Source organism: Streptomyces sp. WM6372 (genome assembly GCF_001279655.1).
Classification (GTDB): domain Bacteria; phylum Actinomycetota; class Actinomycetes; order Streptomycetales; family Streptomycetaceae; genus Streptomyces.
This window is the reverse complement of sequence record NZ_LGDB01000233.1, coordinates 14940-36043: the sequence shown is the minus strand read 5'-3', so window position 1 is coordinate 36043 and position 21104 is coordinate 14940. Positions and strand designations below refer to the sequence as shown.

General features: G+C 73.4%; 18 protein-coding genes, 1 tRNA gene and 1 pseudogene. 7 read left to right on the top strand and 13 right to left on the bottom strand.

Features of this window, described 5'->3' with window-relative positions; all coding sequences use genetic code 11:
• Nucleotides 1-13 precede the first annotated feature (13 nt).
• From ADK52_RS34605 to ADK52_RS34585, 5 genes and pseudogenes are all read left to right on the top strand, one after another.
• Nucleotides 14-502 (top strand): fluoride efflux transporter FluC, encoded by a 489-nt coding sequence (locus ADK52_RS34605; protein WP_053693846.1) that lies wholly within the window; start codon nt 14-16, stop codon nt 500-502.
• The gene (locus ADK52_RS34600) at nt 499-873 is read left to right on the top strand and encodes a fluoride efflux transporter FluC (RefSeq protein ID WP_053693828.1); all 375 of its coding nucleotides are present in this window, start codon (nt 499-501) and stop codon (nt 871-873) included. The genes ADK52_RS34605 and ADK52_RS34600 overlap by 4 nt, the downstream gene beginning before the upstream one ends.
• A gap of 261 nt (nt 874-1134) precedes the next feature.
• Nucleotides 1135-1647: a hypothetical protein gene (locus tag ADK52_RS42720; RefSeq protein WP_053693827.1), complete on the top strand. Its 513-nt coding sequence runs from the start codon at nt 1135-1137 to the stop codon at nt 1645-1647.
• Nucleotides 1648-1927: 280 nt separating this feature from the next.
• A pseudogene (locus ADK52_RS34590) lies at nt 1928-4058 on the top strand (DEAD/DEAH box helicase).
• A 162-nt stretch (nt 4059-4220) separates the two neighbouring features.
• Nucleotides 4221-4293 (top strand) — tRNA-Lys (locus ADK52_RS34585).
• A gap of 50 nt (nt 4294-4343) precedes the next feature.
• On the opposite strand, the gene ADK52_RS42715 is transcribed toward ADK52_RS34585, so the two are convergent.
• A complete protein-coding gene (locus tag ADK52_RS42715) occupies nt 4344-4499 on the bottom strand; it encodes a hypothetical protein (protein ID WP_159046098.1) in 156 nt (51 codons plus the stop codon).
• A gap of 322 nt (nt 4500-4821) precedes the next feature.
• On the opposite strand from ADK52_RS42715, the gene ADK52_RS34580 reads away from it, so the two are divergent.
• On the top strand, nt 4822-5805 hold the full coding sequence (locus ADK52_RS34580; protein ID WP_053693826.1) for a helix-turn-helix transcriptional regulator: 984 nt from the start codon (nt 4822-4824) through the stop codon (nt 5803-5805).
• A gap of 15 nt (nt 5806-5820) precedes the next feature.
• On the opposite strand, the gene ADK52_RS34575 is transcribed toward ADK52_RS34580, so the two are convergent.
• The 12 genes from ADK52_RS34575 to ADK52_RS34520 form a co-directional block, all read right to left on the bottom strand.
• Entirely contained in the window at nt 5821-6306 is a 486-nt protein-coding gene (locus ADK52_RS34575; RefSeq protein WP_053693825.1) for a rhodanese-like domain-containing protein, read from the bottom strand.
• On the bottom strand, nt 6251-7336 hold the full coding sequence (locus tag ADK52_RS34570) for a hypothetical protein (protein ID WP_053693824.1): 1086 nt from the start codon (nt 7334-7336) through the stop codon (nt 6251-6253). The genes ADK52_RS34575 and ADK52_RS34570 overlap by 56 nt, the downstream gene beginning before the upstream one ends.
• Nucleotides 7333-8976 (bottom strand): methionine--tRNA ligase, encoded by a 1644-nt coding sequence (locus ADK52_RS34565; RefSeq protein ID WP_053693823.1) that lies wholly within the window; start codon nt 8974-8976, stop codon nt 7333-7335. The genes ADK52_RS34570 and ADK52_RS34565 overlap by 4 nt, the downstream gene beginning before the upstream one ends.
• Nucleotides 8973-9611, bottom strand: a complete 639-nt coding sequence (gene epsC, locus ADK52_RS34560; protein ID WP_078988819.1) for a serine O-acetyltransferase EpsC — start codon at nt 9609-9611, stop codon at nt 8973-8975. Before epsC ends, ADK52_RS34565 begins: the two co-directional genes overlap by 4 nt.
• Nucleotides 9598-10806, bottom strand: coding sequence for an NAD(P)/FAD-dependent oxidoreductase (locus ADK52_RS34555; RefSeq protein WP_053693822.1), 1209 nt, complete (start codon nt 10804-10806; stop codon nt 9598-9600). The genes epsC and ADK52_RS34555 overlap by 14 nt, the downstream gene beginning before the upstream one ends.
• A complete protein-coding gene (locus ADK52_RS34550) occupies nt 10803-11240 on the bottom strand; it encodes a cupin domain-containing protein (RefSeq protein ID WP_053693821.1) in 438 nt (145 codons plus the stop codon). Before ADK52_RS34550 ends, ADK52_RS34555 begins: the two co-directional genes overlap by 4 nt.
• A 15-nt stretch (nt 11241-11255) precedes the next feature.
• Nucleotides 11256-12572, bottom strand: a complete 1317-nt coding sequence (locus tag ADK52_RS34545) for a SidA/IucD/PvdA family monooxygenase (protein ID WP_053693820.1) — start codon at nt 12570-12572, stop codon at nt 11256-11258.
• Nucleotides 12569-13984 carry a diaminobutyrate--2-oxoglutarate transaminase family protein gene (locus ADK52_RS34540; RefSeq protein ID WP_053693819.1) on the bottom strand — a complete coding sequence of 472 codons (1416 nt, stop codon included), beginning with the start codon at nt 13982-13984 and terminating at the stop codon, nt 12569-12571. The genes ADK52_RS34545 and ADK52_RS34540 overlap by 4 nt, the downstream gene beginning before the upstream one ends.
• Nucleotides 13985-14005: 21 nt before the next feature.
• Nucleotides 14006-15349, bottom strand: a complete 1344-nt coding sequence (locus tag ADK52_RS34535) for a lysine N(6)-hydroxylase/L-ornithine N(5)-oxygenase family protein (protein ID WP_053693818.1) — start codon at nt 15347-15349, stop codon at nt 14006-14008.
• Entirely contained in the window at nt 15346-16869 is a 1524-nt protein-coding gene (locus ADK52_RS34530) for an ABC transporter substrate-binding protein (protein ID WP_053693817.1), read from the bottom strand. The genes ADK52_RS34535 and ADK52_RS34530 overlap by 4 nt, the downstream gene beginning before the upstream one ends.
• 130 nt (nt 16870-16999) lie before the next feature.
• Nucleotides 17000-18280, bottom strand: coding sequence for an ATP-grasp domain-containing protein (locus tag ADK52_RS34525; protein WP_053693816.1), 1281 nt, complete (start codon nt 18278-18280; stop codon nt 17000-17002).
• Nucleotides 18277-19557 carry an ATP-grasp domain-containing protein gene (locus ADK52_RS34520; protein WP_053693815.1) on the bottom strand — a complete coding sequence of 427 codons (1281 nt, stop codon included), beginning with the start codon at nt 19555-19557 and terminating at the stop codon, nt 18277-18279. The genes ADK52_RS34525 and ADK52_RS34520 overlap by 4 nt, the downstream gene beginning before the upstream one ends.
• A 245-nt stretch (nt 19558-19802) precedes the next feature.
• Here ADK52_RS34520 and ADK52_RS34515 point away from each other — a divergent pair, with 245 nt between their 5' ends.
• Nucleotides 19803-21059, top strand: coding sequence for an MFS transporter (locus tag ADK52_RS34515; protein WP_159046097.1), 1257 nt, complete (start codon nt 19803-19805; stop codon nt 21057-21059).
• Nucleotides 21060-21104: the final 45 nt, after the last annotated feature.

The window sequence follows — 21104 nt, the reverse complement described above, 5'->3', positions numbered from 1 at the left end:
TCTGAGCCCGGGTCTGGGCTCGGAGGCGATCGATCCGGACGTCGACCTCCACGTGCCCGGGCAGCGCGCCGAACGGCCCGGTCCGGTGCTCGCGGCGATCGCGGCGGGCGGCGCGCTCGGGGCCTCGGCGCGGTACGGGGCCTCGCTGCTGTGGCCGGCCGCCGGGCCCGGGGCCTTCCCGTGGACGACCTTCTGGACCAACGTGAGCGGCTGCGCGCTGATCGGCGTGCTGATGGTGCTGATCAGCGAGGGCGGCCGGAGGGCTCCGCATCCGCTGGTCCGGCCGTTCGTCGGGGTCGGGGTGCTCGGCGGGTTCACCACGTTCTCGACGTACGCGGTGGACTTCTCGCGGCTGCTGGACGCCGGGGAGGCCGGGCGCGCGCTGGCGTACGCCGGGCTCACGGTGGTGGCGGCACTGGGCGCCGTGTGGGCGGGGGCCGCGGCGACCCGCCTCGCGACCGGTCTTCCCGTACGGGGCGGCGGCCCGCGGAGGCGCGCGTGAACTGGCTGCTGGTGGTGGTGGGCGCGGTCGTGGGGGCGCCGCTGCGCTATCTGACGGACCGTGCGGTGCAGGCGCGGCACGATTCGGTGTTCCCGTGGGGGACGTTCGTGGTGAACGCGGGCGCCTGCCTGGTGCTCGGGGTGCTGACCGGGGCGGTGCTGGCCGACGCGGCCCCCGCGCGGCTGAACCTGCTGCTCGGGCCGGGGCTTTGCGGGGCACTGAGCACGTACTCGACGTTCTCGTACGAGACGTTGCGGCTGTACGAGCGCGGCTGGCGGTTCCTGGCGGCGGCGAACGTGGCGGCCTCGGTGCTGGTGGGGCTGGGCGCGGTGACGCTGGGGTCGCAGGTGGCACGGCAGTTGTTCGCCTGAGCCGTCCGGTGTCCGCCCGAGCCGTCCGGTGTTCCCGAGCCGTCCGGTGGGCCGGCGGGTGGCGCGCGGGCGGGTGGCTCGCGGTCGGGCGGTGCGCGGTCGGGTGGCGCGCGAGAGCGGGGCCGGCGGATTGCGGACAGGCGGTGTCCCCAAGGGCGTGTCCCTTACGGGGCAAAGGGAGTTGGGCACATTGACCCGCTCCCCGCGGACCCTGACCGCCCACCTCCGGCTGCCGCCGGGGGGACCCCCAGGAGGTGCCCCGTGCGCCAGTTGTCCGCTTCCCTCCGGCTGGCCGCCGCCGTGCTCGCGGTCGCGGCCTCGGCGGGCTGCATGAGCGTCGGCGAGGACGGCGCGAAGCCCGGGCCCTCCTCGTCGGCGGACCGCAAGGCGGCCGCGGAGGCGGCCGGAGGTTCCGCTTCCGGCAAGGGGTCGGGGGTCCACGGCAACGGCCACGGCTCGAAGCCGGGCGCGACGGGTGCGGACGGGAAGCCGGCCGAGGACGGCAAGGCGTCCGGTGCCACCGGAGCCTCCCCCAGCCCGGGTGCGCCCGCCGGCCGCCCCGGCGCCCCCTCGCCGTCGGCCGGTCCGGGCGGCGGGCCCGGCGGTCAGGGGCAGCAGCCGACCTCGGGTGGATCCGGAAGCAGTGGTTCCGGTGGGACGCAGGTCACGCCGCCGCCGCCGGTCCAGTCGCCGCCCCCCGAGCCGCCCGTGACTTCGCCCACTCCGCCGGCCCCGACGCCCCCGGCTCCGGAGCCCAGCGCGTCGGCCACCTAGGGCGGGTGGCGGCCCCCGGGAGGTCCGTGCCGGGCGGGCGCCGGTCGTCCGACCCGAGGAATCGTCGCAGGTCAGGGCGGTTATGGCCGGAACGACTTGCCAGACCCCGGGGAGGGTGCGTATGGTTATAGATCGTTTGATCCCATTGCCCGGCGCCGAATCCGAAGAGCGCCGTGTGGCGCGTACTCTCCCTAGCCGTGGCTGACCGCATTGAGGCGGTCGATTTGCGATTCACGGAGTTTGGGCGCGTGCCGAGACTCCGGAAGGTTTCGCATTTCGCATGTCCATTTCCAGTTCTGACCGTGCCGTCATGCCCGAGAACGACTCGAACGAGATCGTCGACGCCGTCGAGGCCCTCGTGGTCACCGAGGCGATCGAGGCCGCTGAGGCGGACGAGATCATCGAGGCCCTTGAGGCCGACGTGACGACCGACCAGTCCATCGACGCCGAGGCGGACGACGCCGACGCCGAGCCCACCATCACCTTCGGCGACCTCGGTCTGCCCGAGGGCGTCGTGCGCAAGCTCGCGCAGAACGGTGTCACCGCCCCCTTCCCGATCCAGGCCGCGACCATCCCGGACGCCCTGGCCGGCAAGGACATCCTCGGCCGCGGCCGCACCGGCTCCGGCAAGACCCTCTCCTTCGGTCTGCCCACCCTGGCCCGCCTGGCCGGTGGCCACACCGAGAAGAAGAAGCCCCGCGCGATCATCCTCACGCCGACGCGTGAGCTCGCGATGCAGGTCGCGGACGCCCTCCAGCCGTACGGCGACGTGCTCGGCCTGAAGATGAAGGTCGTCTGCGGCGGTACCTCCATGGGCAACCAGATCTACGCCCTGGAGCGCGGTGTCGACGTCCTCGTCGCCACCCCGGGCCGCCTGCGCGACATCATCAACCGCGGCGCCTGCTCCCTGGAGAACGTCGAGGTGGCCGTCCTCGACGAGGCCGACCAGATGGCCGACCTGGGCTTCCTGCCCGAGGTCACCGAGCTGCTCGACCAGATCCCCGGCGGCGGCCAGCGCATGCTCTTCTCCGCCACCATGGAGAACGAGATCGGCACCCTCGTCAAGCGCTACCTGTCCAACCCCGTCACGCACGAGGTCGACAGCGCGCAGGGCAACGTCACGACCATGACGCACCACGTCCTCGTCGTGAAGCCGAAGGACAAGGCGCCGGTCACGGCCGCCATCGCCGCCCGCAAGGGCCGCACCATCATCTTCGTCCGCACCCAGCTGGGCGCCGACCGCATCGCCGAGCAGCTCGTCGAGGCCGGCGTGAAGGCCGACGCGCTGCACGGCGGCATGACGCAGGGCGCCCGTACCCGCGTCCTCGCGGACTTCAAGGACGGCTACGTCAACGCGCTCGTCGCGACCGACGTCGCCGCCCGCGGCATCCACGTCGACGGCATCGACCTGGTCCTGAACGTGGACCCGGCCGGCGACCACAAGGACTACCTGCACCGCTCGGGCCGTACCGCCCGTGCCGGCAAGTCGGGCGTCGTGGTCTCCCTGGCCCTGCCGCACCAGCGCCGCCAGATCTTCCGCCTGATGGAGGACGCGGGCGTCGACGCCTCGCGCCACATCGTCCAGGGCGCGGGCGCCTTCGACCCGGAGGTCGCCGAGATCACCGGTGCGCGTTCGCTCACCGAGGTCCAGGCCGACTCCGCGAACAACGCCGCCAAGCAGGCCGAGCGCGAGGTCGCCGACCTCACCAAGCAGCTGGAGCGTCTGACGCGCCGTGCCGCCGAGCTGCGCGAGGAGGCCGACCGCCTGGTCGCCCGCTCCGCCCGTGAGCGCGGCGAGGACCCGGAGGCCGCTGTCGCCGAGGTGGTCGAGGCCGCCGAGGCCGAGGTCGCGGCAGCCGTCGCGGCCACGCCGGCCGCCGAGGAGCGTCCGTCCTTCCAGGCCCGCGACGACCGCGGCAACTACGAGCGCCGCGACAACCGTCGTGACGACCGCGGCGGTGACCGTGGCGGCTTCCGCCGCGACGACCGTCCGTCGGGCGGCTTCCGTTTCGGGCGGCTTCCGTTCCGGTGGCGACCGTCGTGACGACAACCGTGGTGGCGGCTTCCGTCGCGACGACCGTCCGTCGGGCGGCTTCAACCGTGACGACAACCGTGGTGGCGGCTTCCGCTCCGGTGGCGACCGTCCGTCCGGTGGCTTCCGCTCCGGTGGCGACCGTCCCTCCGGCGGCTTCCGTCGCGACGACCGTCCGTCGGGCGGCTTCAACCGTGACGACCGCGGTGGCGACCGTGGCGGCTTCCGCCGCGACGACCGTCCCTCCGGTGGCTTCCGCTCCGGCGGCGGCGACCGCCCGTACGGCCGCCGCGACGACAACCGCCCCTCCGGCTCCGGCTCGACCGGCTCCTTCGGCGGCCGCCGCGACGACAAGCCGCGCTGGAAGCGCAACGGCTGACCCAGCCCCCGGCACCACCGGCTGAGCTGACTGCCCGACAGGGCCCCCACGACACCGTCGTGGGGGCCCTGTCCGCGTTTCGTGAGCCGCGCCGGGCCCGGTCAGCCGATACTCGATCGGCTGACGGTTGGTCTCCGGCTATGCTCTGGGGTGAGCACGCGCGGGCCATTAGCTCAATTGGCAGAGCAGCGGACTTTTAATCCGTTGGTTGTCGGTTCGAGTCCGACATGGCCTACGGCTCACGAAGCGCCCCACCCGATCCTTCGGGTGGGGCGCTTCGGATTTTCAGGACCAGCCCGGCTCTTGGACGGCCGGCGCCGACCAGCCCGGCTCCTTGGGCGGGGACGCGAGGTCCTGCGCCTGGCCGGCGGTGCCGGTGGCGATCACGGCGATCAGGGCGGCCGCGGTGACGGTGATCAGAGTGACGAGCTTGCGACGCATGGTGACGATGCCTCTTATCGAGCCGGTGCGGATGCGGACGGTGCGGGGGGTCGTTGGCCGGATCTCTCGTTCCGGCGTGCCGCCATCGTGCCGAGCCGGGCAAGGCCGTGTCCCCGGTTTGAGCTGGCACAAAGCGATCTGACATATCCGTGCCAGCCCGCTCGCCGTGTCCGCGTGATGGACGGTGTTTGTGCGGGCGCTGGCTGATATGGACAATCCAGGGTGCAAGATCGGCCCATCGGAGGGGCCGCACACCGCCAGCGTTGTCGGTTCAGGTTCACAGTCGTGCTGCCGCTCCGAACCGCGAGCTGGGGGGCTCCTCTTGTTGGTTTCTCTTGGGCTGACCGAACGTTCCGACGCGCTCTACCGCCTCGTCCTCAGACAGCCGGACATCGCCGTCGCCGCGGTCACCGCCGAACTCGCGGGGGCCGAGGAGGACGTACGCGCGGACCTGGAGGAGCTGACGCGGCTCTCCCTCCTCGCGCCGTCCTGGCGGACCGACGGGCGGCTGCGGGCGGTGAACCCGAAGGCGGCGCTCGATTCGCTGCTCGCCCATCAGCAGGCGGAGATCGCCCAGCGCCACCGCGCCCTCGCCGAGAGCCAGGCCGCCGCCAGCGCGCTGCTGTCGCAGTACGCCGAACTCCACCCGGCCCCGCCCGCGCACGAGGCCGAGCGCTTCCTCGGCGTCGAGGCGGTCCGGGCCAAGCTCAGCGACATGTCCGCCCGGACCCGCCGCGAGTCGATCAGCTTCCATCCCGGAGGGCCGGTCCCCGCCGCGCAGTTCAAGGCCAGCGAGCCGATCACCGAGGAACTCATCGCGCGCGGCGTGAAGATCCGGACCGTCTACCAGGACGCCATCCGCAACGACGCCGGAAGCCTGGAGCACGCCCGCTGGCTGACCGAGCGGGGCGGCGAGGTGCGGACGGCTCCCTCGCTGCCGATGCGCATGGTCATCGCCGACCGGGAGTCGGCGCTGATGCCGATCGACCCGGCGGACAGCGCGCAGGGCGCGGTCCTGCTGCGCGAGCCGGGCGCCGTCGCCGCCTTCTGCGCGCTGTTCGACTCGGTGTGGGAGACGGCCACCCCGTTCGGCGAGCCGCCCCGGCGCAGCCTCGAAGACCCCGGCTCGCAGCCGCGGGAGCTGCTGCGCCTGCTGGCCCAGGGCTATACGGACGAGGCCGCCGCGCGCCGGCTCGGGATCTCCCTGCGCAGCGAGCGGCGGCTCATCTCGGAGCTGATGGAGAAGCTGGACGCGCAGAGCCGCTTCCAGCTCGGGCAGCGGGCCGTCGAGGAGGGCCTGCTGTGAGCGGGCCGTCCCGGCTCAGCAGCCGCAGGCCGCGCCCTCCCCGACCGGGGCCGTCAGCGGGTCCGGCGGCGACTGGCGGGTACCGGCGGAGTCCTCGACCGGGAAGCCCTCCCTGGACCAGTACTCGAAGCCGCCGAGCATCTCCTTGACCCGGTACCCGGCGCTCGCGAAGGCGTACGCCGCCCGGGTCGCGCCGTTGCAGCCCGGGCCCCAGCAGTAGGTGACCACCGCGCTGCCCGGCGCCACCCGTTCGGCGGCGCGCGCCCCGATCTCGTCGGTGGGCAGGTGCACGGCGCCCGGGATGTGGCCCTGCGCCCAGGCCTCAGCGCTGCGGCTGTCGACGAGGACGAAGCCCCCGGCGCCGGATTCCATGTCCGCGTGCACGTCGGCGACGTCGGCCTCGAAGGTGAAGCGGCGGTGGAAGTGGGCCGCGGCGGTCGCCGGTTCAGCCGGCGGAACGCGCAGCACCTTCGAGGACACGGAAACGGTCTGAGTGGTCATGTTCGGTGGGCTCCTGAGAACGGGGGCGGCGTACGGCCGCCACGGCGATGAGGGTGTACAGGGCCGCGGTGGCTGCACCGGGGCCGATGAGCAGGATGGGCAGGTCCCAGTGGGCGGCCCGCCCGAGGGCGAGCACCGCGAGGGCGATCAGGCCCGCGGCCACGAGCCCGCCGCGCCGGGTCCGGCCGGTCAGCTCGGTCCAACGGGCCGCGGTGGCGTGGAGGTTGGTACGGCAGTACGTCCAGCAGAGCGCGGCGGAGCCGAGCCCGAGTGCGGCCTCGACGGCCGCCGCGGCCGGGAGCGGCGCCTGCGCGGCGGTGGCCGGCGGACCCAGCAGTACGGTGTACAGCGCGGCGGCGAGCGCGATGCCGAGCAGGGTTCCGCCCAGGGCCCGCCGCCGCGGCAGGGCGGGGACCGCCCCTTCGAGGCCGACCCAGCCGAAGAGCAGGGGCACGGCCACCAGCAGCGCGGCCCCGGCCCAGCTCCCTGCCCAGCCCCCGCTCCAGCCCCCGGCCCAGCCCCCGCTCCAGCCGTCGCTTCCCGGCCCCGGCAGCGGCCCGCCGAGGGCCCGCCAGGAGACGGCCAGCGCCAGCACCGCGGCCAGCCGGAGCCGCCGCCCCGCCGGGGACAGCCCCCGCGGGAGGCACCAGGCGTACGCGGCGGCGCTGCACAGCACCCCGGCGGCGACCGCGTACGCCCGCCAGCCGGAGTCCCCGAGCGGTGTGAACTCGGCGGCCCCCAGGGCCACTCCGGCCTGCCCGGTGGCGAAGCCGCCGAAGTAGAGGGCGGTGGCCGCACGGGCCGGCCCCGGGCCGAGGCGGTCCCGTACGAAGGCCACCGGTCCGCAATCCTCCGTACCGCCGGCGGCGGCGACCAGCAGGCACCAGCCGGCCAGCGCCCCCGCCACCGCGACCCCGGTCCAGGGGCCGGGCCGCGGGGCGAGGGCCGCCGGGAGCAGCAGGGCCCCGGCGCCGAGGACCGCGCCCAGCGCCTTCGCCGCGCCCGCGGACCAGGTGTCCGTACGCGTCACGACAACTCGTGGAAGAACAGCGGGGTGGCGGCCGGCAGCGCCGCGCCCTCCGCCAGCAGCCGCCCCTCCACGCCGTCCCACACGGGCATCCGCGTGCCGAGGTCCACCGGCAGGCCCAGGTGCCCGGCGAGGAACGCGGACCAGCCCGGCATCAGCGGCGCCGCGGTGACCGCGACCGCGGCCAGCAGCTCCACGTGCGCCGCGAGCCGTCCGGCGTATTCGGCGCGCGGTCCGGCGGCCCGCAGCAGGGCGAGCTGTCGCAGGTCGGCGTCGGCCCGCTCGATCACGGTGGCCAGGACGTCGGCGGCGCGCTGCGGGGAGAAGGCCTCGGCGCCGAGGGCGGCCGTGATCTGCCCGGGCAGCGCCGCGCGTTCGGCGGCCAGCGGGCCGTCGGCGGGCCCGGCGGCCGGCACGACGGAGTCGAAGTCCTGGGCGAGCAGGTCCAGTACGGTGTCGGTCCACCGTTCCAGACCGCCGGCGAGGACGGTGCTGAGGGTGTCCGCGAACTCCTTCATGGAGAAGTTGTTCTGCGCCCGCTCCGGGCCGGTCAGGCACAGGTGGAAGCGGAGCGCGTCCGCGTTGACCCGGCGCAGGAACTCGCCGCCCCAGATCGCGTGGCCGCGGCTGGTGGAGAACTTGTCGCCCTCCAGCCGGTAGAACTCGTTGATGACCACCTGCGCGGGCAGGGTCAGTTCACCTTGGGCGAGCAGCAGCGCCGGCCACAGCACGGCGTGCGAGAACGAGCAGTCGAAGCCGATGAAGTTGACGATCCGGGTCTCGGGGTCGGTCCACAGCCGCTCCCACGCGGAGCGGTCGCCGTTGGCCTCGGCGACCCGCGCTGTGCCCGCCGCGTAGCCCCAGATGCCGCTGAACCAGGTGTCGAGGATGTGCCCCTCCCAGCCGGGCAGGGGGACCGGGATGCCGTAGTCCGCCTCGCGGCTGATCGCCGTGTCGGGCAGGGCCCGCTCGAACAGGCCGTCCAGGTAGGAGATCAGCCGGGGCCGCCACTCGGCCTTGGCCTGCGCGTCGGCGTAGTACGCCCGGAGGCGGTCGCGGTAGCGCTCCAGCGGGAAGACGATGCGGCGCATGGTCGTGGTCTCGGGGGTGTTCCAGCAGGCGGTGCACCGGGGGGCGGCGAGCCCGGCCGGGTCCTGGGGCAGTCCGCAGGCCTCGCAGTACACGCCGTCGGAGGGCTCGGCGCAGAACTGGCACTCGCCGCGCACCTCGGCCTCGTACAGGTACCGCTCGCAGGGCGCGCAGTGGAAGACGGGCAGCTCCTGCACCTCCAGGGCGCCGGACTCCCACAGTTCGAGGAAGAAGCGCTGCACGAACTCGGTGTGGGTGGAGTCGGTGAGCGGGCGGGTGAACCAGTCGTGGTGCATGGCGCCCAGCGAGAGGGTCTCCTCCATGCGGTCGCCGAAGAGCTTCGCGGTCGGGTACGCGGTGGAGCCGATTTCGGCGGCCCGGCGCGGTACGTAGCAGGAGTGCTCGTCGGAGTAGCCCACGTAGCGCACGTCGTGGCCGCGCTGGCGCAGGTGCCGGGTCAGGACGTCGGCGCCGAGGAAGGGGCCGGAGAGGTGGCCGAGGTGGAGGTCGCCGTTCGGGTTCGGCGGGGCGCTGGTGACGACGTACGAGGTCATGATGCGTGGGTTCCTTCGGGGACGGTCAGGGCGGAGGAGTCGAGGGGGGCCGCGGTGTCGAGCGGCGGCAGGGCGGCGGAGGCGGCGGCGACGACGCGGCTGCGCGGCGGCAGGTCGTCGAGGACGACCGAGTGCGCGCCGATCCGGGAGTCGGCCCCGATGGTGACCGGGCCGAGGACGCTGGCCCCGGTGCCGATGACGACGCGGTCGCCGACGACGGGGTGGCGGCGGGATCCGGAGGGGCGGCGCAGGTCCTTCCACCAGCCGACCGAGCCGAGCGTGACCTGGTGGTAGAGCATCACGTCGTCGCCGATCCGGACGGTCTCGCCGATGACGACGGCGGTGCCGTGGTCGACGAAGAAGCGGCGGCCGATCCGGGCCCCGGGGTGGATCTCGATGCCGGAGACGGCGCGGGCCAGCAGGGACAGGGCGCGGGCGCTGACCCGGTGGCCGCGGCCCCAGAGCCAGTGCGCGACGCGGTAGGTCCACAGGGCGTGGATGTGCGGGTAGAGCAGTACCTCGGCGCGGGAGCCGGCGGCCGGGTCCTTGGCGAGGACGGTCCGCACGTCCTCGCGCAGCACCTCGCGCAGCGGCCGTCGCACTTCGGCCTCCGGGCCGGTCTCACATGTGGTCATACGGGGCCTCCGGACGGATCGGGCGGCCCGCGAGGAAGCGCTGCGGCCGGTACGGCTCCAGCAGCTCCTGGACGGCCTTGCCGGGGACGGCCCCGCCCTCGACGATCTCCTTGGCGGCGAGCTCGGCGACCGCGGGCGCCAGCTTGAAGCCGCCGCCGCTGAACCCGAGGGCCAGGTAGAGCCCGTCGGGGCCGGCCGCGCCCACGACCGGGCGCTTGTCGGGGGTGTAGCCGTCGAGCCCGGAGCGGGTGCCCGCGAGCGGGGCGGTGGCGGCGGCCGGGACGCGGTCCGCGATCGCGGCGATCGCGGACTCCAGCTCGGCCTCGGTCAGCGGCTCCACGTCGCGGCCCAGTTCGGTGTCGGGCTTGCTGGGGACGCCGAAGTAGAAGCGGTCGAGGCCGTCGGGCCGGAAGTAGCTGCCGGTGGTGTCGTCGATGCAGGTCGGTACGGAGGCCGCCGACCCGCGCCGGCCGGCCCCCGGGAGCTCTGCCTGGGCCAGCCCGATCCGGCGCGCGGTGACGGGGATGTGGATGCCCAGGTGCTCGGCGGGGGCGGAGCCCCAGGCGCCGCCGGCGAGGACGACCAGCGGGGCGTCGATGCGGCCGATGGAGGTGAGGACGCCGGTGACGGTGCCCGCGGTCTCCAGCACCTTCATGGCGCGGATGCCCTCGGAGGGGGACACACCGAGCCGGTAGGCGGCGGTGAGCAGCGAGGCGGAGGCGGCCATCGGATCGGCGTAGCCGCCTTCGGGCTCGTACGCGGCGAGGGCGACGCCCTCGGTCCGCAGGCCGGGGTAGATCTCCTTCAGTTCGGCTGCGTCGATGACCTCGACGCGGCGGTATCCGGCGGCGTCCGCGGAGGCGGCGGCGTTGTACCGCAGGTCCTCGGCGTGGTTCTCGCCGACGATCATGACGAAGCCGGTGCGGCGGTAGCCGCAGTCGCCGCCGATGACGTCCGACCACTGCTCGAAGACGGGCAGACTGCGGGCGGCGAGCCGGGTGTCGGCGACGGCCGTGTGGTGCAGCCGCAGCAGCCCGCCGGAGCGGGAGGTGGCGCCCTGGGCGTTGACCCGGCCCTGGTCGCACAGGACGATCCGGCCGATGCCGGCGAGGGCGAGCTGGTGCGCGATGGCCGCGCCGATCACCCCGCCGCCGACGACGATGGCGTCGGCGTGCGCGTGGACGATGGGACTCATGCGTCCACCTGCCGGTCCGCGGCCGCCGCGGGGCCGGAGCCCGGGTCCGTGATGCCGAACTCGGCGGCCCACGTGGCGCGGTCGCGGGCCACGGCGTCCGAGCCGCCCCACCAGATGGTGACGAAGCGCAGCCGGACGTCGCCGTCGTTGGTCAGGTCGTGGTCCTGGAGCGGGGTGATGAACACGGTCTCGCCGGCGCGGACCCGGCGGGTCTCCGCGCCGATCCGCATGACCCCGCTGCCCTCGACGATGAAGAACATCTCGTTCTCGTCGTGGTCGTGCGGGGTGGAGGTGGCGCCGGGCGCCACGTCGACCCAGGCGCCGCCCCAGTTGGGCTCCTCGACGGCCTCGGGCCAGGGGAAGATCCGCCGGCCGCTGACGTTGTACGGCTCCTCGAAGACCATGTCGTCCTCGTGGGCGGTGAAGATGTGCATCGCGTACGGGTCCAATCAGGCGGCGACGGGCTGGCGCAGGCGGGCGCGCAGGTCGCGGTGGATGGTGTCGGCCTTGGCGGCCATCTGGCTGAAGGAGGTGGCGCTGCCGATGCCGTGCCGCCACTCGGTGAGTCCGTCGAGGTAGATCCCGACCTCGCAGTCGTCGGTGGTGCGGGCGCGGTAGGCGCGGGTGACCTCGGGGCGGCCCTGCGCGTCCAGGCGCAGGTGGGGGACCAGGGCGGCGAGCTGGCGGGGCAGCGCGGCCTCGCGGTAGCCGGTGCAGACGATCACGGCGTCGGCCTCGATCAGGCCGCTCTCGCCGGTGAACACCTCGCCGGTGCGCAGCAGCACCCGGCCGTCCGGGGCCTGGTCCACGGCGGTGACCTCGGTGCGCTTGTGCATGTGCAGGCGCTGCCGGCCGGTGAACCGGTCCTGGTAGACGGCCTGGTAGAGGGCGGTGGAGACGTCGGGGTCCACGGCCGCGTAGTTGGTGGCCCGGGCCTGGTCCAGGGCGCGCTCGCGCTGCTCGCCCTCGAGCCCGTAGAAGTAGTCGGTCTCGTCGGGGAAGTACACCTCGTTGCTGAAGTGGCCGAGCTCGTACATCCGGAAGCCCGCGTGCCGTACGACCGAGTGGATCTGCGCGTCCGGGTGCCGGGCCGCCAGGTGCAGGACGATCTCGCCGGCGGTCTGCCCGGCTCCGATGACGGCGATGGAGCGCAGCGGGCGCTCGCCCAGGGCGGCCAGTCCCGGCAGCAGCTTCGAGGCGTGGAAGACCCGCTCGCCCAGGTGCGGGCGGAAGAGCTCCGGTACGTAGGCCTCGTGGCCGGTGGCGAGCGCGATGTTGCGGCCCTCCACGGTGTGCAGGGAGCCGTCGCGGGTGTCCCGGGACAGGACGCGGGCGGTGCGGACGCGGCCGTCGGCGCCGGTGACGGGTTCGACGCTCAGTACCTCGCGGTGGTAGTCGACGGGGCCGCGCACCTGGCCGGCGGCCCACTGCACGTAGTCCGACCACTCCAGGCGGCTGACGTAGCCGCCCATCAGCGTGAACGGGTAGAAGCGGCCGCTCTGCTGGAGGTAGTGGGGGAAGGTGAAGCGGGAGCGGGCATCGCGCGGGGTGGCGAAGTCGCGCAGGAAGTGGTGCTGGATGTCGGTGCCGGGCAGGACCAGGTTGGGCTGCCACGCGGAGTCGGCGGCCTTCTCCAGGTAGCGCGCGGCCAGCGGGGCGGCGCCGGTGGCGTCGTCGTGGTCCTCGACGGCGGCGGCCAGGGCGATCCCGGAGGGGCCGAACCCGGCCACCACCAGGTCCTGGACGGTGGTGTCGTGCGTGCTCACCGGGCACCCGCCGTCGTCAGGCCGAGCGCGGACAGGGCCGCGGTCAGGGATGCGCGGATGATCCGGCCGGCCTGGTCGATCTCGCGGGCCGAGCAGTTCAGCGGCGGCAGCATGCGCACGACGCAGTCGTCGCGGCCGCCGAGCTCGATGATCAGGCCGCGGCTGACGGCCTCCCACTGGACCTGCTTCGCCAGCTCGTCGGCGGGCAGACCGGTCTGCGGGTCGGTCAGCTCGACGCCGGTCATCAGGCCGAGGCCGCGTACGTCGGCCACGTACGGGGTGAGCTCGCGCAGGCCCTGGAGGTGGACCATCAGCTGGTCGGCGCGGGCCCGGACGTTCTCCAGGACGCGCTCGCGGCGGACGACCTTCATGGTGGCGACGCCGGCGGCGAAGGCGGGCTGGTTGCCGCGGAACGTGCCGGAGTGGGCGCCGGGCTTCCAGACGTCCAGCTTCTCGTCGTAGAGGATCACGGAGGCCGGCAGGCCCATGCCGGACAGGGCCTTGGAGGCGCACACGACGTCGGGCTCGATGCCGTACTGCTCGAAGGCGAACCAGGTGCCGGTGCGGCCGCAGCCGCTCTGCACCTCGTCGACGATGAGCGGGATGCCGAGCCGCCGGGTGACCTCGCGGATCCGCTGGACGAACTCGACCTCGGCGGGGATCACCCCGCCCTCGCCCTGCACCAGCTCCATGATCACGGCGGCGGGCAGGGTGATCCCGCCGTTGACGTCGGTCAGCGCCTTCTCCAGGAACGCGGCGCAGTTGACCTGGCAGTCGTCCCGCTTCAGACCGAGCGGGCAGTTGTGGCAGTTGGAGTACGGGAAGAAGTGCACGCCCGGCATCCGGCCGCGGACCGGCTCCTTCTGCTCGACGAGCCCGGTCACGCTCAGCGCGGCCAGGGTCGCCCCGTGGAAGCCGCCCTGGAAGGTGATGATCTCCTCGCGGCCGGTGGCGGTCTTGCAGAGCTTGAGGGCGGCGTCGACGGCGTTGGCGCCGGTCGGCCCGCAGAAGTGGATCCGGGTGCGCTCGCGCATCGGCTCCGGCAGCATCCCGATGGTCAGCTCGGTGAACTCGTCCTTGACCGGGGTGGGGAAGTCCAGCCCGTGCACGAACTCGTCGAGCTGGCGGTGGGCGGCCGCGAGCGGCTCGGGGTGGTTGTGGCCCAGGGAGAGCACCCCGGCGCCGCTGAGGAAGTCGAGGAAGACGTTCCCGTCGAGGTCCTCCACGTACGAGCCCTTGCCGCGGCGGATCGCCATCGGCAGCTTGCGCGGGTAGGAGCGGGAGTTGGACTCGCGGCCGGCCTGGCGGTCCAGCAGCTCGGCGCTGCGCGGACCGGGGAGCGGGCCGGTGATCACGGGGGCGGTGTAGACCGGCGGGGCCGGGGCGACCGGGGTGTCGATGGTGGCGGTCATGGGGAACGGGGACCTTTCCGGTCAGGCGGCGGCGAGTACGGCGCTGCGGTCGGCGGCGGTGGTGGCGGCGCCGGTCAGGCGGGCGGTCAGGGCGTCGGTGAGGCTGGCGGCGCGCAGCGACAGGAGGCTGAAGGAGCCCGCGTCGCCGATGCCGTGGCTGGACTCGCACAGGCCGTTCAGGAAGAGCGGCGGGGTGCCGTCGGCGACCGGTTCGAGCGCGTAGTCGGCGGAGACCTGGAGACGTCCGTCCGGCTCGGTGGCGAAGAGCTCCGCGAGCGGGGCCATCAGCGGCGGGCACAGCTCCTCGTGCGGGCCGGGACCCATGTTCCGGAAGCCGGTGGCGAGGACCGCGAAGTCCACGGTCTCGCTGATCCGCTCGCCGGTGGTCCGCTCCAGGAAGTCCAGGGCGATCCGGTCCCCGCCCGCCCGGGTCACGCCCACGGCCTCGTGGTTGCCGCGGACGAACACCTTCTGGTCGCCGTCGAGCTCCTGCTCGTAGATCGTCATGTAGAGGTCGCGCAGGACGTCGCCGTCGGCGGAGGAGTAGTTCGTGCCGTGCATGTACGCGTCCAGGGCCTTCTTGCCCTCGCGGGAGGCCCGGAAGTAGTACTCGGTGAACTCGGGGAAGTAGCCCTCCTCGCTGAAGGGGCTGGTGTCCTTCAGGCGCAGCGAGTGCGAGCGCGTGTACGTGGTCACCTTGGTCCGCGGGAACCGGCGGTGCAGGTCCAGGGCGAGCTCGACGGCGCTCTGGCTGCCGCCGATGACGGCCACCGACTCGGGTGCGCGCCCCTCGCCGGTCAGCTCCGCCAGCTTCGGCAGGTACTGGGTCAGGTGGAAGATCCGCGGGGTGCGCAGCGTGTCGTACGGGGCCGGGACGTACGGGGTGCGGCCCGGGCCCATCACCAGCGTGCGGCCGAGGTAGCGGCTGCCCGCCATGGTGGTGACCTCGTAGAGCCGCTCGCCGAACTCCTCGACGATCTCGACGCGGGCGGCCCGCTGGTTGCAGTCGACCAGGTGCGAGAAGAACCCGGCGGCCCAGCGGATGTAGCCCGCGTACTCCTTGCGGAGCGGGAACTCCGAGGGGAGGTTGAGGTGGCGCAGCAGCCGGCCCTGCTCGTGCAGGTAGTTCAGGAAGGTGTAGCGGCTGCGCGGATTGCGCAGGGTCACCAGGTCGCGGCTCGGGTGGTTCTGGATGTCGGAGCCGTCCAGCAGCATCCCGGGCTGCCACTCGGGGCTCGGGCGGGCCTCCAGGAAGCGGGCCGTCAGCGGCGATTCGCGCTCCTCCAGGGCGATCGCGAGGGCCAGGTTCGCCGGGCCGAAGCCGATGCCGAGGATGTCGTGGACGGGAGTCGTGCTCGCACTCATCGGGTGGTCTTCCTTGCCTTGACAGTGGTGAGGGTGGGGTTTCCGTCGAAGTCGATGCGCAGGCCGGTGATCCGGCCGGCGGCGTGGACCCGCTGGTCGGTCCGGTACCAGAGCGGGATCAGCGCCAGGTCCGCCATCGCGGTACGGTCCGCGCGGCGCCAGGCGTCGGCGCGCTCGGCGGGGTCCGTCGAGGCCCGGGCGCGTGCCACGAGGGCGTCGAACTCCGGGTTCACGTACCGGCCTTCGTTGTCGCCGTGGGCCGTGCCCTCGGCGTCGGGCGCCGTGCACGAGGAGTGCAGCAGCGGGAAGAGCATGTTGTCGGGGGTCGGGTAGTCGCAGGCCCAGCCGGCCCGGCAGAACCCGGCCGCCGCGATCGAGGTGCGGTGGTCGACCAGCCCGCGGGCGTCGGTCCGCAGCAGCTCGACCCGCCAGCCGAGAACGTCCTCCAGGCCGCGGGCCAGCGCCTTGACCCAGTCGTCGTGCCCGGCGCCGGTGTTGTACGCGAACTCGACGCGGCTGCCGGGCCCGAGGCCCGCCCGCAGGGCCGCCGCACGGGCCCGCGCGGGGTCGAAGGCCGACCAGCCGGAGTCCGGGTCGTCGGCGCTCAGCTCAGCGAGCGGGGTGTGGGCCTTGCCGAACCACGGGGAGAGCAGGGAGTGGGCCGCGCTGCGCCGCCCCTGGAAGTACGTGTCGATCAGCCCCTGGCGGTCGATGGCCGCGGACAGGGCCCGGCGGGCGTCCAGCGAGTCCATCGGCGCCTGGTGGCAGAACGGGATCAGGTAGAAGAGGCCGGCGCCCTCCTGCTCCAGGAAGCCGTCCTGGGCCGCCGCCTCGGCGGTGCGCGCCGGGGGGATCCGGGCGTAGTCGTACGTGCCGGCCAGGAAGCGCCCGTACTCGTCGTCCAGGCCGGTCACCGCGTCGAGGATGTCGATGTGCACTTCGCGCACCTCGGGCGCGGGCCCCGCCCACAGCTCGTTGCGCTCCAGCCGGATCGCCACCCCGTGCTCCCAGGGGCCGGCCATCTTGAACGGACCGTTGCCGACCGGGAGGTCGTTGTACTGAGGGTTCAGCGCCGGGCCGGCGCACTCCGGCACCGGGCTGAAGATCGGCTGGAGGGTCTTCAGATCGAACTGCACGTCCGGCTCCGACAATTCGACCACCAGCGTGGTCTCGTCGACCGCCGTGAAGGAGCGCACGCCCGCCAGGTGGTACGCGGTCTCCGTGTTCGCCTCGGGGTCCAGCGCCCGCTGCCAGCCCCGTACGAAGCTGTGCGCGGTGACCGGCTCGCCGTTGCTGAACACCGTGCCGGCGCGCAGCGTGAAGGTCCAGGTGGTGGCGGTCGGGTCGCTCTCCCAGGACCGGGCGGTGGCCGGGATCAGCGCGCCGTCCTCGTCGAGGGCGAGGAGTCCGGTGAACAGGGCCTTGCAGACGAGGATTCCCTCCCCTTCCTGGGCCTTGTACGGGTCGATGGCGGTGGGCTCCGTGATTCCCATCCGGAACACGGGGTCGTTGGCGTGCACGTGGGGCTCTTTCCGCGGTCGGTGGAGTGTGGAGTGCAGGGACGCCGGCCGATGTTTCACGTGAAACAGGCGAAGTCCCGGACATCAGGCGACGTTTCACGTGAAACGTCGCTGCGGGCGGGGCGATCTGTCAGGCCGCCGGTACGACGACCACGTCGAGCCGCTCGTCCAGATCGGCGGCGATGCGCTCCACCCGGTCGATGTCGGCGGCGCTCCGGTAGGGCGCGGCCACCGCGAGCGAGCCGGCGATCTCGTACCAGCCCTCGGGGGCGCGCCGCAGCCGGTCGCCCGGCTTCGAGGCGGGGATGTACGAGCGGAAGTACGGGGAGTGCGTCGCGTCGCCGGAGTTGTTGCGGACGAGGGTCCCGGTCCGGTACGCGAACTTGATGCAGGTGGCGGCGCGCGGGGCCGCGGCCCGGAGCACCTCGCCGTCCAGGAGCGTGCCGAGGGCGCAGACGTCGTCCCCGGCGAGCACGGCCTTGGCGTAGAGGCGGACCGCGTCAATGCCGTGTACCTCGCGCAGGTTGCGGTAGTTCTGGCCGCCGCTCATCCGGGTGGCGAACTCCACGACCCGGTAGCGGCCCTCGGAGTCCTGCCGGAACTCGGCGTTGAACAGGCAGTGCCGCACGCCCAGGCCCGCCACGATGCCCTCGGCGACCGCGACCAGCTCCGGCTCCTCCTCCGGGGTGCGGAACGGGAGGGTGTAGAAGTCCTCCTCGAAGTACGGGCCCGGCATCTGCATCTTGTTGGTGACGCCCACCAGGTGGAACGTGCCGTCCAGGACCACCCCGTCGAGGGTGACCTCCTTGCCCGGCAGGAACTCCTCCAGCAGCGCGATCTCGGGGCCGTCGCTGGGGAAGTAGCCGCCCCACTCCTCGGCGAGGCGGGCCACGTCGGCCAGCGCCCGCTCCAGCTCGGCGCGGTCGCGGACCAGGCTGACGCCGATGCTGGCGGCCAGCGCGCTCGGCTTGACGATGAACGGGTACGTGAAGGCCTCCGCGGCGGCGAGACCCGCCTCGACGCCGGTGACACCCGCGAACTTCGGACCCGGCAGACCGTGCCGCTCCAGGAAGGAGCGCTGGAGCTGCTTGTCGCGGGAGACCAGGTCGGCCTCGGGGCGCGGCCAGTCGTGCCCGAGGAGCTGGTTGACCCGGGAGGTGACGGCGATGTCGCTGTCGTAGAAGGTGATCGCCGAGGCGATGCCCAGCCGGCGGGCCGCGGTCGCGCAGAACTCGGCGAGTTCCGCCCCCTCCAGCTCCTCCGGGATCGCTACGACGTTCGCGAACCGGCCGTCGTCGGCGGCCTGCGCGACCCGGGTCGCCAGGTGGATCTCCAGACCCATCCGCTCCAGGGTCTCGATGTGCTCGCGGTGCCATGCGTACGTGTTCCGCATGATCAGCAGGATCTTCATGACGCGGTCTTTCCATGGGAGGCGTGCAGGGGGGTGGTGCTGGTGGTGACGACGGTGACCTTCTCGGTGAGCCGCTCGGCGGTGGCGACGGCGGCCTCGGTGTCCGCCCCGGTGACCAGCACCTGGCCGACCCGGTCCCAGTTGCCGCGCAGTTCCCCGACGGCGTCGCCGGGTCGCACGGTGGTCTCCACGTCGATGACGTCGGGCAGGGCCCTGGCCTCGTCCACGCCCTGGATCTCCACGACCGTGCCCGGCTCGGCGGACAGGAAGCGGGTGGCCGCCGCGTGGCGGGGGACGGGGCGTTCGGTGAGGGCGGGGACCAGCCCGAACTGCCAGGCCACGATCCACTCTTCGAGGTCGATGCCGTAGGCCGAGGCCAGCAGGTCGAAGATCCGGTCGCCGCCCATGCGGTTGTGGCTCTCGATGATCTGCGGGCCCGTCGGGGACAGCCGCAGCTCGGTGTGGGCGGCCCCGTCGGTGAGGCCCATCGCGTCCAGGAAGCGGGCGACGGCCTCCTCGACGCGCCGCTCGTCCGCCGGGTCGAGGCGGGCCGGCAGGGCGTGGCCGAGCTCGATGAACCCGCCGCCGGTGAGCTTCTCGGTCACCGCGAGGACGATGTGCCGGCCGGCGAACGAGAAGCTCTCGACGCTGTACTCGGGGCCGGGGATGTACTGCTCGGCGATGAAGCGGCCGATGGTGAAGAACGCACCCCACTGGAGGTCGGTGCGGGCCCGCAGGGCCTCCACACCGGCCCAGGCCTCGGCGGCCTGCTCCGGCCCGTCGATCCGTACGACGCCCAGGCTGGCGGTGGCGTCCACGGGCTTGAGTACGAACGGGTAGCCGTGCTCGGCGCCGAAGGCGGTCAGCGCCTGCGCACTGTCGACCTCGGCGGCGGCCACCGACAGGGCCCGCACCTGCGGGGAGGGGGACGCGGCCAGGTGGCGGCGCATCGCGTGCTTGTCGCGCAGCAGCTCGGCGACCTCCTCCGAGGTGTTGCCGAGCCCCAGGTGGTCGCTGATCCGGCCGGCCGGGACCAGGCCCGGCTCCGTGATCGAGGCGACCCGGGTGAACCCGTACGCCTGCTGCGCGGCCTCCACCAGCGGACGGGTGACGTCCCAGTCGGTGTAGTCGGCGATGAGGACGGCCTCGGCCAGCTCGGCGGCCTCGGGCACGAACTGGTCCTTGTGCTGGATCAGCACGAAGCGGATTCCGAGGGCCGCCGCCTTGCGCAGCGTCTGTATCCGTCCGCCGACGACGAGAAGCATGTGTTCGGTCATGGCCAGAACACTGCAGCAGAATTCCGGGCCGGGAAATGGATTCCGGCTGGCACAAGAATGCCCGGCACGAATGACGCAGCAGCCGCCCGCGGGTGATCTTGAAACGGTCCGGTCCCGGTGCCCGGGCAGGAATGTGCCAGCCCCCTTTGTGCCAGCCCTCAGCCCTGTGCAGGGCCTTGACCGGTGGGTTTCATGGTGGACGCCACCGCATCCGTGATGCATCCCCGATCGAGAAGGAGCCCCCCATGGCCGGCGAGGACCCCTTGCGCCGACGATTGCAGGACCTGCCCAGAAGCGCCTGGGTGATCTTCTCCGGAATGTTCCTCATCAAATTCGGCAATTTCCTGAACGTATTCCTGGTGCTCTTCCTGGTCGCCCAGGGATTCTCCGCGTTCCAGGCCGGCGTGGCCCTCGGCGTCGTCGGAGTCGGCGCCTTCATCGGCAACGCGGTGGGCGGCACGGTCGCCGACCGGTTCGGCCGGCGCACCGCCATCGCCGTGTCGATGTTCGGCAGCAGCGTCGCCACCGCCCTCGTCCCCCTGACGGACGGGCTGTTCGCGACCACCGCGCTGGTCGGGCTCGTCGGCGTCTTCGCCCAGCTGTACCGGCCCGCCGCCGGCGCGCTGCTCGTCGACGTGGTCCCCGAGAAGCAGCGGGTGACGGCCTTCGCCGTCCTGCGCCTCGCCATCAACGTCGGCATGGCGGTCGGCCCGCTCGTCGGCGGCCTCCTCAGCGGGGCCTCGTACACGTACGTCTTCCTCGGCGACGCCCTGTTCTCCTTCGCCTTCGGCGTGCTCGCGCTGAGCACGCTGCCGGGCGGGCGCCCGCCGGTGGAAGCACCCGCGCCGGAGGCGGCGGCCAAGGGCACGGGCACGGGCAAGGGGGGCTACCGCGAGGTGCTCTCCGACCGCCCGTACCTGCTCTTCCTCGGCTCGATGGTCGCCGCGACCTTCGTGTACGGGCAGTCCACCGCGACCCTCCCGCTGCACGTGACCGACGCCGGGTTCGACAACAAGGTGTACGGCCTGCTGCTCGGCCTCAACGCTCTGCTCTGCGTGGTGATCGAACTCCCGCTCACCAAGCACACCGAGCGCCGCAACCCGCGCCGGGTGATCGCCGCCGGACTGGCCCTGCTGGGCATCGGGATGGCCCTCACGGGCGCGATGCAGGCCGTCTGGCTGCTGGCGCTGACGGTGGTCGTGTGGACGGTCGCCGAGACCGTGTACACCCCGATCGCCAACGCGTACCCCGCCGAGTTCTCACCGGCCCACCTGCGCGGCCGCTACCAGGGCGCGGAAGGCATCGCCCACACCCTCGGCGGCGCCCTCGGCCCCGCCGTCGGCGGCCTGCTCTACAGCATCTCGCCGCCGCTGCACTGGACGGCCTGCGCGGCCGTCGCCGCCCTCGGCGCCCTCCTGATCCTGGGCGCCGACCCGGGCCACCGCAGGGCGGTGAGCGCCCCGCAGCCCGCCGAGACCCCCGAACCGGCCCCGGCGGCCTGACCTCCTCCAGCTTCCGGCGCCGGATCCGCAGTACCCGTACCCGCG